Genomic DNA, 11,856 nt, shown 5'->3' with positions numbered 1-11,856 from the left:
CCTCTCTTAGCTTGGATATGATTTGCTCGGGTGTATGGCGCTTCTTGCTCATCTAAATCCCCTCCCGGGTTGGGCGGTCTTACCAAAAGAGTATCGAATATCCTCTCTTTCAGCTTGGACCGGTTTGAAGGGGCAAGGTCAGTCGGAGATGTATTCATCGATCTCTCCTATGCCTTGGTAGGACGTTTGCGTGGCGGCGCCGCAAAGGCCTCAGTCGTATCGAGTGGTCTGGTGGGCTCGGTTGTGGGAAGCGGCGCGGCCAACATTGTCATCACCGGAACCTTCACGATTCCCCTGATGAAACGGGCAGGCTACCAGCCCCACTATGCGGCGGCGGTTGAGGCAGTCTCCTCGATTGGCGGCCACTTGCTACCTCCGATCATGGGCTCGGCGGCGTTTCTTGTCGCGGCTTTCACGGAAACAGACTACGGATGGATAGCGCTGATATCGCTCGTTCCTGCGCTGATGTACTACTTCGCGGTCTACATGTCGGTTCACTTCCGCTCGGGGATGGACGGTATTCACGGTCTGCCAAAAGAGGATTTGCCTGAGCTTTGGCCCCTTTTGAAAAAAGATGGTTATCTGCTCTTGCCGGTGGCGTTGCTTATTTTTCGGCTGGTCATTGGTCGCTCGCCTTTTGATGCTGCACTGTGGTCCATAATCTTGGCGATGGTTCTCGGTTTTTTTCGAGAGGATACCCGTCTGATTGCCTTCCCGCCGATTCTTGCTCGCGCTTTGGGCCGGCCCGGTTGGAGTACCCGAAACGATAGGCTTGAGTACCAGGCCGCCAAGCACGCCAAAGAAGTTATTGGCGAGGGGAAAAGTCCCGAGGAGGCCGGTGCGGCTGCCGCCTCTTATATAGAGAGGGCGAAAGCGGAGCCGCCCGGAGGCGCCTTGATGGAGAACTGGCAGCTTCTCGCCGGGCTGGGTCTGCTTCTTGTTCTTCCGACGATGGGACACACCTTTATCGAGTCTATATTCTGGGCGGTGGTGGCGACGACAGTGCTCTCCTCCCCGCGCGTTATCGACGGGCTTGAGCAAGGGGCGATTAACTCGCTCATTATCGGTGTGACGGCAGGGGTGATGGGCATCGTGCTTGCCGGAGTTTCGATGCCCGGCCTCGGCATCAAATTCTCCTCGATTATCCTGGGCTACTCGCATGCTCTTGATAACGCTTTCGGCATTACGGGAACAGCGCTTCCGGTGGCGATTTTTCTTTGCGCCGCCGCGAGCTACATCATGGGAATGGGCATGACGATCACGGCGAGCTATGTGCTGCTCTCGATCCTCGCCGTGCCTGCACTGGTGGAGTTAGGTGTCCCGCTTCTGAGCGCGCATCTGATGATTCTGTGGCTGAGCCAGGACGCATCGCTTACGCCGCCCTTTGCGCTGGGGGCATTCATCGCGGCGGGTGTGGCGGGCGCCGATCCGATGCGCACAGGATTTGCCTCGCTCAAACTGGCCAAGGCGCTTTATATCGTTCCTTTCCTGATGGCCTACACCCCAATCAATATGACAAAGGGTGCTGGGTGGTTCGATATCGGCACCGTCTGGCTTACAGGATTCATGGGGTTTTTCTGTGCCTCGGCGGCACTTGAGGGCTACATGCGTCGTAAATTGCAAACCTGGGAGCGAATTGTCTTTGTGGTGGCGAGTATTCTGTTGTTCTTCTATGTGCCCTGGATGAAGATCACGGGAACGCTAATTATGGTTGTCATGGTAGCCATTCAGTATACGGGTGTGAAGGACGAAGGCGCGGCCCCTCCGCGGGGAAAACCGCAACCAGCTTAATTTCACTTGAAATTTTTCGATAGCTCTGCGGCCAGCGCCTGGATGTCGAGAGAGTAGTTGATTGTGTGCGCCAGGATATGATTCGTGCCTATGAAGAAATTACCCGCTTTCACAACATGCCCCGCCTGCCGGGGAGCGTACCTCTAGCCGGGTTTTATGCTGGCTGGGGTTGGGGCATTCCGCCCTCGCGGGTTTCTCTCTCGTTGATAAAGTAGACGAGTACCGCCGCCTGGACGCACAAATAGGCCGCCATGGCGAAGGCCAAATCGTAGCTTCCCGTCACATCAAAGATATAGCCGCTCAACCAAGCACTCAGTCCGGCGCCAATTTGATGGCTCACCGAGATGAGCCCGAAGAGCATGCCCACGTTTTTCGCGCCGAAGAAATCTGCAGTCAACGCCGAGGTAAGCGGCACGGTGGCGATCCATGAAAAACCGATCATCATCGGCGTCGCCCACACCGTTACATCGTTCTTAAAGAAGATGAACAGAAGAAATCCCAGGCTGCGAAAAAGGTAGACGCAGCTCAGCGGGATCTTCCGACCGATTTTATCCGAGAGTGGGCCTACCATCAACACTCCCACCGTATTCAGAGCCCCGCCCGCAGCGAAAGCCGTCGCCGCCAGGATGGGCGAGAAGCCCACATCGCTCGCAAAGGGAATCCAGTGCACCGCGATGACCGTCACCGTGAATCCGCAGGTAAAAAAGCTTGAGAGCAAAAGAATGAAAGGTTTTTTGAGAAGGCACTGAATCCAATGTAAATCGTATGGGACGATGCGTGTCTGAGATTTGTCAGGCGATGTCCTCGCGTCCGCCGAGGTGAGGCCCATGTCCTCCGGACGGTTTCGGATGATGAGAAAGCAGATCGGAACGATGATGGCGAGGACCACCATTCCCGACCAGAAAAACGTCGAGCGCCAGCCCATGGCGGCGAGCATGATCGCCAGCACCGGGATGATGGTGGCCTGGCCAAGGCTCGATCCGGTCGAGGCGATAGAGAAAGCCAGCCCGCGCCGTTCCACAAACCACCACGAGATCAGCGGGGAGACGGCTGTGGCGCTGTTGCCAATTCCTGACATCCCCAGGACGATACCGTAGAAAAAAAAGAAGCCCCAGATCGAGTGAATCTGGCTCATCCCGAAAATCGCGAGCCCGGTTAGGGCGACGCCGATGGTGATGATCGTCCGGGAGCCGAAGCGGACGATCAAAAGCGCTCCGAAGAACTGTGAGAAGCCAAAAAGGATGAGCGAGAGCGAAACCGGCAGCGAGATCATCGCTCTGCTCATGTTGAAATCTTCCTGGATGGGTATCAAGAAAGTGCCGAAGGACTGGCGCAGCGAGCCCCCGAAGAGGCGGAACAGAACTACCACCGCCAGGATGTACCAGCCGTAATAAAGACCCCGAGATGGGGTATTCTCAGTGGATTTCTTTGTTGTCATGAAGCCCCCAGTTAACGGAAAATTAAATCCGGTTTCGCCAATAGACGAGGCGCGCATGGTAGGGGCGATGGGGGAGAATGCGCAAGGGGAGAGGGGGTGTGCCCTTTGGATTTTTCTGATCTACCAAGGGCCATAAAGGCGGAGATGGTGAAATTGCATGAGACGGCAACATTGAGTTGCTCACCCGTCCACGCAGGCCGACGCAATTTCCTGGATGTGCCTGTGATCTGTGCCGCAGCATCCGCCGAGGTAAAGCTCGCCCGAGAGTTGCGGGAGGTCTTTTCGGAAAAGGGGCATAGTTAATCTCCAGGCACAAGAAAGCCGACAATATTTATTTCCAGCGGTGTGATTTTCTATCTATTGTTATTCAATTGTGTTGGAACTTGTAAAATTATAAATGATATTCAGGGAACATTCCAGAGAAATTGATCCCCTACCTTCCGTATTTCCCCCAGCCTTTTAAGTGTCCCCGGATGTAGCAGATTTGGCCTACATGGGAGATATGATCGCCAAAAAAACGTCCCAGCACTTCGCCGACGGCGACATTGCTGCCGCGCCCAAAATCATCGACTTGGGCATCAAGATTAAAGTCCGTGAGATCGGATAGACAGTGTTTTGTCTTGAGGCGGACAGCGGCCGCGTAGTCGATGAGTGTTTCTTTCGTTGCGCGGAAATTTTTCACTTGCTCGATGGTGTGGCCAGCTCCGGTGTCCTCGGGCGTAGCCGGTCGGCTAAATTTTTCGTGCCACCCTTCCCCGATCCATATCTGGGGGCGGTCTGAGATGTGTGAGAAAACGAGGTCTTCGTAGCGGGTCATGTGCCAGGTTAGCCAGCCGATGGGGTTGTCTTCCGTGCCAGCCTGGAAGTAGAGATCTTCCTCGGTAATTTCTTCCATAACGTTCTTCATCTGGCCAGCGTAGGCATCAAGGCGGCCAAGGATGATGGTTGTTGCGTTCATTTTAAAACTCCTGTTTATCTTTGGGTGTTTTAAGATAGCTCCACGCGAGGCGGGGTTATTAATTTACTGGATGCTGTCCACTATCTTCAATTTTCGGAAGGTCGATTTTGGCTTTTGCCGATGCGTGGATGCACAGCATATTAACCGACGGTACACCCAGATAAATATTTTCGGTATCGCCATTAAAATTATTTTCGTTGAACAGCGGGGTGATATGCCACCAAAGGTCGTAGTCGAGGCTAAACAAGTGTTCGATAAGATCTTTTGATCGGTCGAGGCGGTCGTTTTCGATGTACATGACCGGGCTGAATTGTTTGATGATATTCTCGGCGCCTTCCAAAACTTTTTTCTCCATTCCTTCGACATCGATTTTGAGAAACTTGAGTTTTGGAAAACGAAACAAATCGTCCAGGCGCATTTGCTGCACCTCGTAGCCGGCTTCATTCGACCCCATGGCGACTCCGCCGTAATTGTTTTCCTCCACATAGTTAAAGTGGGGAACAAGGGCCGTGCCAGCCTCATTTGATAGCGCCAAGTTCAGGCAATCGACGTTCGTCAGCGAATTGATGGAAATGTTTCCGCACAGATTCTGGTAAAGGGTGGCCTGGGGCTCGATGGCGACGACACGCCCTTCAAGCCCGACGAGCTTTGCGAGCCCGACCGTGTGGGCGCCGATGTTGGCTCCTGCCTCGATGATGACATCGCTCGGCTCGCATAGCGCCTTGAACAAAACCATTTCTTGATACGAGAATTCGCCGTACTTGATGAGCGAGCGCCCAACGTAAATGTCATTTTTGTTCGCGATAAATTCTCCGTCGCGACACGAAACGACTACGTTAAATTCGTTTTCCATTTAGCTATCCTGATTTTTCAGTACACAAAAACCCTGAGCCTCGATTCTAAACGCGTTGTTGAACTTTGAGCGAAAATTCTCAAGTGCGATGACACCAGCTAGTTCAACAAGCTCCTCGACGCTGAACTCTTCTTGTAGGTCGGTGAAAAAATCATCAGTGACGTCCATTTCGGTTCGTGTCATGCGCTCGGCGAATTCAATCGCCAGCCTATCGCGGAGGGTGAAGCGTGAGTCGTTCTGGTAACTGTCCAGAGCGCCAATTTTATCGAGGGTGAGACCGCTATCCATCCCACGGGATGAATTGATGTCCACTCAGAAAGGGCATCCGTTGATGCTGGAGACTTTCACGTTGACTAACGCCTTGAGGTCTTCGCCCAGCAGGCCGGATGCTTCCACCCCCTGGCTGAGTAAATTGTGCCCTTGCAGGATGGTTGGTCGGTGGGCGTAGATTTTCGAGGTGTTGAAAACGAACCCGTGCGCTTTTATCTGGCTCTCGAACGCTTCTTTGGCGATGGGGTCTTCCGGCGTTCTAGTTACTTCAGGGATGCGGGCCATTCGCGGGCCTCCTAAATAAATGGGCTAAAGCCACATTCTAACTCGGCTGCGGTAGTCGAGATATTCTTCTCCGAAAAGGCGTTTGAGCGTTTCTTCCTCGGGGAGAATAAAAAATTTCTGGAAGATCAGCACAAAAACGAGACCCGAGAGCATAACGGGCGTCGAGACGAGCAACCAACCGACCCCGGCGATGATCAGCGCCATGCCCAGATACATCGGGTTTCGGGAAATGCGCATCGGCCCATCGGTGACGAGGGCGGAGGGTGCCTCCCAAGGTTTGTAGGTGGTGCCCCTGAGCTGAAAGGTCTTAAACGCCTGGGCCATCAGCCATAAACCGAGACCCATTGGGCCTATTCCGATCGAGCGGAAACCCCATCCGATTGGCGGTTTTGTGAAGTCAAGCAGGGAGTCCAGAATAAGACCACCGAGCAGGCAGAAAAGCGCGATGAGCGGTGGTATTTTTAATAGTTGCCCTAACAAAGATGTCTCCTCACTTTTGCCAGTGCTTAAATACCCCGTGCGATGAGGTCCACCCCATCGGTGCTGATGAATTCGCATTCGATAATTTCACCGGCAGTGGCCTCGGTTTCGTCTAAAAACACCTCGCCGTCCACCTCGGGGGCCTGGTGGCGGGTTCGCCCGCGAAGGAGCCCCTCGGCGCTGATACCCTCGACGAGAACATCAGCCCTTTTTCCGAAAAGCGCCTCGTTGGCTTCGGCCTGTATCCCTTCCTGAAGCTCGAGAAGGCGATTCAGTCGCTCCCGCGTAGCTTCTAGCGGAACCGGGTTCGGTAGGCGCGCGGCTATCGAGCCCTCCTCGGGCGAGAAGGCAAACGCCCCTAGCCGTGTGAAGCGTACCTCACGAACGAAATCGAGCAAAAGCTCAAAGTCTGCTTCTGTCTCGCCAGGAAACCCGACGAGCATCGTTGTTCTTAGTGCACAGCCTGGTATTGCTTGGCGCATGCGCTCGATAAGCTCACGTGTTCCCGCCTCGTCTATTCCCCGACGCATGGCGGTGAGCACCGGAGTGGCGATGTGCTGAAGGGGCATATCGATATACTCAACGACCTTTGGCAAATCGCAGATGGCCGAGAGAAGTTCATCCGTCACCCCGCGTGGGTAGTTGTAGAGAATACGAATCCATCGCAGGCCATTGACTTCGTTCAGCGCCTCTAGAAGTTTTGCAAGAGAAGAGCCGCCGCCGAGGTCTGTGCCCCAACTCGTGATTTCTTGGGCAAGAAGGTTCACTTCTTTTACCCCGGCCTCGGCGAGGGCATGGGCCTCCTCGATGATGTGTTCCGTCTCGCGGGAGCGGAAACGGCCCCTGAAGCGCGGTATGACGCAAAAAGTGCAGGGTCGTGAGCAGCCCTCGGCCACCTTGAGATAAGCGCTAGGGCCGGGCTCTGAGAGAATACGCGGCAGACGGCGGCTGTAGTCCATCAAGGTATCGGAGAACGCCTCGCGGGCTGGCTTTGCTCCCTTGGATTTTGCGGCGAGCAGTTCTGCGATGCGGTCGTATTCCCTTGTGCCCAGGAAAAGATCCACCTCGGGCAAGCCCTGCGCCAGCTCGCCCCGATATCGCTCCGCAAGACATCCGGCGACGATAAGGGATTCTAAGGGCCCCTCGTTTTTTAGTTCAGCGAGATCGAGAATCGTATCAATCGACTCGCGCTTGGCATCCTCTATAAATCCGCACGTGTTGACGATGGCGACTTGGGCCTCGCCGGCATCTGCCACCAGGCGGTAGCCCGCTCGCGACAGCGCGGCGAGCATGATTTCACTGTCCACCGTGTTTTTCGCGCAACCCAGCGAAACAAGCGCGACGGTGGGAGCCCCTTCTGCTGGAGGGGGCGCAGCGTGGCTGACGAGAGGCATTTCGGAAATATCTTTTATTTCGAGAAAGCCGCTGCTCATTCGGGCCCTCCCGCTTGAATCGATGTTGAGGCACCGGGATCTAGGTGCCATTCGTCCCTCGGGTGGTTGAAATAGCGTATCGCGACTTCGGGCGCCTCCTCGCGAAGGACCTCAAGCAATCGGAGCATGCCGATCGCCTCGCCGGTTTCTTCCTCGTCGCCCAATGTTTCGAGATAGAGCGCCGGATCGATGCACAAGTTTTTCATTTGGAGCACATGGAGCCCGGTGCGCCCGCAAAAATCTATCAGCGCCTCGACTTCGGCTTCTCGATCCGTTACCCCCGGGAAAACAAGATAGTTGAGCTGGGTGTAGAGGCCCGCTCCGACAGCGGCTTTAACCGTGTCCTCGACCTCGGAAAATTCATAGGTTTCGGGTCGGTAGTAGGCCCTGTGGCGCTCCGGGATGACGCTGTTCGTGCTGATGCGAATGCTTTCGAGCCCCGCCGTTGCGAGCCTTTCGATCCACTCAGGGCGGCTGCCATTTGTGTTGAGATGGAGGGTGCCCCGGTCGGCCCGCTCTCGGATGAGGCGGCAGGCCCGCTCGATGATCCCGGCTTGAAGTAGAGGCTCACCTTCGCAGCCCTGCCCAAAGCTGGCCACAGCTTTCTCGGCGTTCTCAAGATGTGGGACCGCTATTTCGGCCAGCTCCTCAGGGGTGGGGACGAATTCGATTCGCTCGTGGCTCGCCGGGAAAAGACCATCCGGCTGAAGCGAGATACAGCCCCGGCAGTCGGCATTGCAAAGCGGCGCGATAGGCATGCCCATCTCCCACCTCCCGGAGAAGAAATTTTTTGCTGCAAAACAATGAGACTCCGTCGCGCAATGCTCAAGATGGGGGATCATTCGGTTTTTCGGAAATTTTCCCTTCGCCTCTTTAAGCCGCTCCGGGAGGTTGCGGTCATCGTATTCCTCTGGTTGCCAGCGCGGGCAGTCGTCCACTTGCACTGCCGCGCAAACGAATTGATCGCCCTCGGGGTCGTATCCGAGTGCCGTGTAGGCCCATAGCGGCAGCGGGGCGGCGCCTTCTTGTCGCTCGGCAAATGGCAAAAGGGTGCGCATCCATCCCGGCGAGGGGAAAGTGCAAGCCGCCTGGGGCGTTTCGGGACCATCGCCCCAATCGACATTGTCGATGGTGGTGAGTTCATCGATTTCGGCGTCGCCACCAACCGGAAGGGATTCAGGTATCGTGAAGAAGCGGCTTCCCTCGGGAAGCGGTGAAAGCTCCTCGGACTCCGGAGCGACGGCCTCTGAGCCGAGCGCACCGACCATCAATAATTCGGGATGCTCAAAAAGCTGGCCCTTGGAATCGGCCATTACCATGAGAGGGGTCATATATTTAAAGGGGTCCCATTCTGCGAATTTTTAACGATCCGCTATGAAGCCGATGTAGCGTGGCGAGTTGTAGCTCCGGCGAATGAGGTCGAATGATTGGCGCACGCCATCGAGCTGGCGGTACATTCTTAGGCCGGCGGCAGATGGAATACGTTTGGTTTCCAGTTGGCGACCCACCGCAGCCAGGCGATCGCTGGCGTCCCGAAGAAGGCGGCTCTCGGAACCGATGAGAGAGATTTTGCGGTTTTCGATAAACTTATTCACCGCGCCCAGGTGGGCAAGCGTGTCCCTGTGTTCGCGTAAAAGAGCAGTTCGGTTCCGGTCGAGGAGTACCCTGTTGATGAGGTCTCCACTGGCCTTTCCGATTCCACTGACTACTTTTCCGGCCGCCCCGACTCCACGTAAGGGGAGGCTGAGGGTTTCGTCAGTTGTTTTAATTGCCGTTTTACTGCATCCGGCTATTACCACCGCGTATAGGGCGAGCACGCATATCGTTGACACGATTTGGCGAGAGGCCATCGGTAACTCCTTAAAAAAATCTATAAATTGACATACGGGGCAATATAGAGGCCCGTAAATCCTTAAAAAACCAGGAACATAGAAATCCCGCCCCTCGAAAATATCAGAAGCGCCGGAGATGATCCAACTGAATATCCTTTCTGTGTGTGTGTGGACAAACTCCGCCTCGCCATGGGTATACTCAGGCAGGAAATACGGAGAGGAAATTCTGGTTAGATGATAAATTTGTCTTCATAAAGTCGTCTGTGCATATTGTAAGCAATTCGGCTTTTTATTGTTTCAGGAGGATGTCCAAGTGTGGCGTGATGAGAGTCTTGCCCGTGTACCACTCATAAAATCTGAGACCGAACGAGTTTCAGCTCTCTGGCGGGGGATTGGCGATGATGATTGGGCGCGGGATACTTTTTGTCCGGGCTGGACGGCTGCGCACGCGATTAGTCATGTGACGACCGGTGGTGCGTTTTACGGAAACAGCATCCGGCGAGCGCTCGACGGCCTTCCGCCCGAGCCACCCTATGGTAAAGACGCCAAGGAATTTTGGGCCATCCGCAAGGTTAAGGGCGAGGAGCTGATGGCGCTCCCGCGCGATGAGATGATGGATATCTTTGATTCAACCTCAGCCGATTTTCAAAAAGACGCTGAGCGCATAACGAAAGATGACCTCGACAAGCTTGGCTATCATCCGAGGGGACTTAACTTCATTAAGGCTTGGATTGGGATGCGTCTCGTCGAACTCGTCGTTCACGATTGGGATATACGCTGGGGCGCTGATCCTTCAAGCCGGGTTGTGCCGCAGGGTGCCGAGGGAATGCTCGTTTTCGTTCCTGACTTTATGGTGCGGCTCTATAATGGTCGAGACAAGCCTCCTTTCGAGGGCCGCTTTCATTTTATATCGACGGCGCCCGCTTTCGAATGGACGGCTGAGATCAGCGGTGAGACGCTCTGTGTCTCCTCGGAGATTTCCGGTGATTATCAGGCGGTAATTACCGCCGATGCCGAGGCGCACCTTCTCCTCCCCTACGGCCGGATGAAGCGCAAGGCGGCTGAAGCCGAAGGCCACCTCAAGGTCGAGGGTGATATCGCCGCCGCCGATCTTTTGTTGAACGTTGTCTATACGACATACTAAGAATTGGATTTATCCGCTGCCGTAGTGTCTGTGGGCGGGAGGTTTGAAACCTGATGCCTGGTGAGCGAATTTTGGTGGTGGATGACGAGGAGCGGATGTTGCAGCTCCTCGACAAATTGCTTGTGGGCGAGGGGTATGAAGTCCGCACGGCATCAAGCGCTGACGAGGCGCTCCGAATCCTCGGCGACACCGACTACAATCTTGTGATTTCTGATGTTCGCATGCCCGGCATAGACGGCATGACGCTCCTCCGTACGCTTGGCGAGCAGGGCAGCTCTGCCACCGTTATCTTGATGACGGCCTACGCTTCTGTCACTTCCGCCGTCGAGGCCATCCAGGCCGGCGCCTTCGACTACCTGACAAAGCCCTTTAAGATCGACGAAATGCTTCTCGCTGTGCGTAAATCGCTTGAATCGCACCATCTTCGCCGTGAGGTGAAATCCCTCCGCAAGGAGGTGCATGACAAATATGGGTTGGAGGGCATTATCGGCAAGAGCAAGGCGATAACCCAGGTTTTCGACATGGTCAAACGCATCGCTAAAACCCAAAGCACGGTGCTTGTTGAGGGGAAAAGCGGCACAGGCAAGGAGTTGATCGCCAAGGCGCTTCATTTTCACAGTGATCGCAGCGAGAAGCCCTTTGTTGCCGTCAATTGCAGCGCAATTCCCGAAACGCTGATGGAGAGTGAACTGTTCGGTCACACGAAAGGCTCATTCACCGGTGCCGTCTCTAGTCGGGCGGGTCTTTTCGAGGAGGCGAACGGCGGAACCTTGTTTCTCGACGAGGTGGGCGAGGTGCCTCCGTCAATTCAGGTGAAGTTGCTTCGTGCGCTCCAGGAGCGTGAAATCCGGCGAATTGGCGGGCGAGAGAATATCTCGATCGACGTGCGTGTTATTGCGGCGACAAACCGCAATCTTGAGGAGATGACCCGCCAGGGAGATTTCAGGGAAGATCTCTATTACCGGCTGAATGTGATTCCCATTCTCTTGCCCGAGTTAAGCGAAAGGGATGATGACATTATTTTGCTGGCCGATCATTTTGTCGAAAAATTCTGTGCCCGCAACGTCGTCCCGCTCAAGAAAATATCCCGCGCGGCGCTTCGCCGACTCATGGGATATCGCTGGCCGGGGAATGTTCGCGAGCTTGAAAATGTTATGGAGCGCACCGTCGCGCTCTGCGATCAGGAGGTTATCGAGGAGGATGACATCCCGCCAGGCGTCAATGGCAACGGAGTCGGGGCGCCAGGGCCGCTCGTCGGCTCGGAAATTAGTCTCGATGAACTCGAACGCCGCCATATCGAATCCGTGCTATCCCGGGTGGGGGGGCATCAGGTCCGCGCATCGAGCATACTGGGTATCGACAGGCGCACCCT

General features: G+C 55.2%; 13 protein-coding genes. 3 read left to right on the top strand and 10 right to left on the bottom strand.

The features are described from left to right. Positions 1 to 114: 114 nt before the first annotated feature. Positions 115 to 1,791, top strand: coding sequence for a TRAP transporter fused permease subunit (locus HOJ95_16940; GenBank protein ID MBT6396384.1), 1,677 nt, complete (start codon positions 115 to 117; stop codon positions 1,789 to 1,791). 154 nt (positions 1,792 to 1,945) lie between these two features. On the opposite strand, the gene HOJ95_16935 is transcribed toward HOJ95_16940, so the two are convergent. The 10 genes from HOJ95_16935 to HOJ95_16890 form a co-directional block, all read right to left on the bottom strand. Then, a complete protein-coding gene (locus tag HOJ95_16935) occupies positions 1,946 to 3,229 on the bottom strand; it encodes an MFS transporter (protein ID MBT6396383.1) in 1,284 nt (427 codons plus the stop codon). Positions 3,230 to 3,409: 180 nt separating this feature from the next. Continuing rightward, positions 3,410 to 3,526, bottom strand: a complete 117-nt coding sequence (locus HOJ95_16930; protein ID MBT6396382.1) for a hypothetical protein — start codon at positions 3,524 to 3,526, stop codon at positions 3,410 to 3,412. A 136-nt stretch (positions 3,527 to 3,662) separates the two neighbouring features. Then, positions 3,663 to 4,187: a DinB family protein gene (locus tag HOJ95_16925; GenBank protein ID MBT6396381.1), complete on the bottom strand. Its 525-nt coding sequence runs from the start codon at positions 4,185 to 4,187 to the stop codon at positions 3,663 to 3,665. 58 nt (positions 4,188 to 4,245) lie between these two features. Next, positions 4,246 to 5,040, bottom strand: coding sequence for an FkbM family methyltransferase (locus HOJ95_16920; protein ID MBT6396380.1), 795 nt, complete (start codon positions 5,038 to 5,040; stop codon positions 4,246 to 4,248). Then, positions 5,041 to 5,352 (bottom strand): hypothetical protein, encoded by a 312-nt coding sequence (locus HOJ95_16915; protein MBT6396379.1) that lies wholly within the window; start codon positions 5,350 to 5,352, stop codon positions 5,041 to 5,043. Next, a complete protein-coding gene (locus HOJ95_16910; protein ID MBT6396378.1) occupies positions 5,353 to 5,595 on the bottom strand; it encodes a hypothetical protein in 243 nt (80 codons plus the stop codon). It abuts the gene before it with no gap. A 24-nt stretch (positions 5,596 to 5,619) separates the two neighbouring features. Next, on the bottom strand, positions 5,620 to 6,075 hold the full coding sequence (locus HOJ95_16905; protein ID MBT6396377.1) for an isoprenylcysteine carboxylmethyltransferase family protein: 456 nt from the start codon (positions 6,073 to 6,075) through the stop codon (positions 5,620 to 5,622). Between the two features lie 26 nt (positions 6,076 to 6,101). Further along, a complete protein-coding gene (gene rimO, locus HOJ95_16900) occupies positions 6,102 to 7,508 on the bottom strand; it encodes a 30S ribosomal protein S12 methylthiotransferase RimO (GenBank protein ID MBT6396376.1) in 1,407 nt (468 codons plus the stop codon). Continuing rightward, on the bottom strand, positions 7,505 to 8,827 hold the full coding sequence (locus HOJ95_16895) for a radical SAM protein (protein MBT6396375.1): 1,323 nt from the start codon (positions 8,825 to 8,827) through the stop codon (positions 7,505 to 7,507). The genes rimO and HOJ95_16895 overlap by 4 nt, the downstream gene beginning before the upstream one ends. Positions 8,828 to 8,869: 42 nt before the next feature. Then, a complete protein-coding gene (locus tag HOJ95_16890; protein ID MBT6396374.1) occupies positions 8,870 to 9,358 on the bottom strand; it encodes a hypothetical protein in 489 nt (162 codons plus the stop codon). A 295-nt stretch (positions 9,359 to 9,653) separates the two neighbouring features. Between HOJ95_16890 and HOJ95_16885 the strand changes: the two genes are divergently transcribed. Together HOJ95_16885 and HOJ95_16880 are read left to right on the top strand one after the other, a co-directional pair. Beyond that, positions 9,654 to 10,484 (top strand): maleylpyruvate isomerase family mycothiol-dependent enzyme, encoded by an 831-nt coding sequence (locus HOJ95_16885; protein MBT6396373.1) that lies wholly within the window; start codon positions 9,654 to 9,656, stop codon positions 10,482 to 10,484. Between the two features lie 53 nt (positions 10,485 to 10,537). Beyond that, positions 10,538 to 11,856: sigma-54-dependent Fis family transcriptional regulator (locus tag HOJ95_16880; protein ID MBT6396372.1), on the top strand; the 1,319-nt coding region annotated here is incomplete at its 3' end.

It is taken from the genome of Nitrospinaceae bacterium (assembly GCA_018669005.1).
Classification (GTDB): domain Bacteria; phylum UBA8248; class UBA8248; order UBA8248; family UBA8248; genus UBA8248.
This window is presented reverse-complemented; position numbering and strand designations above follow the sequence as displayed.

Bases quoted from the DNA above. Each gene is read 5' to 3' on its own strand.
- HOJ95_16935 (MBT6396383.1), bottom strand. From the start codon at position 3,229: ATGACAACAAAGAAATCCACTGAGAATACCCCATCTCGGGGTCTTTAT.
- HOJ95_16930 (MBT6396382.1), bottom strand. From the start codon at position 3,526: ATGCCCCTTTTCCGAAAAGACCTCCCGCAACTCTCGGGCGAGCTTTAC.
- HOJ95_16925 (MBT6396381.1), bottom strand. From the start codon at position 4,187: ATGAACGCAACAACCATCATCCTTGGCCGCCTTGATGCCTACGCTGGC.
- HOJ95_16920 (MBT6396380.1), bottom strand. From the start codon at position 5,040: ATGGAAAACGAATTTAACGTAGTCGTTTCGTGTCGCGACGGAGAATTT.
- HOJ95_16910 (MBT6396378.1), bottom strand. From the start codon at position 5,595: ATGGCCCGCATCCCTGAAGTAACTAGAACGCCGGAAGACCCCATCGCC.
- rimO (MBT6396376.1), bottom strand. From the start codon at position 7,508: ATGAGCAGCGGCTTTCTCGAAATAAAAGATATTTCCGAAATGCCTCTC.
- HOJ95_16895 (MBT6396375.1), bottom strand. From the start codon at position 8,827: ATGGTAATGGCCGATTCCAAGGGCCAGCTTTTTGAGCATCCCGAATTA.
- HOJ95_16890 (MBT6396374.1), bottom strand. From the start codon at position 9,358: ATGGCCTCTCGCCAAATCGTGTCAACGATATGCGTGCTCGCCCTATAC.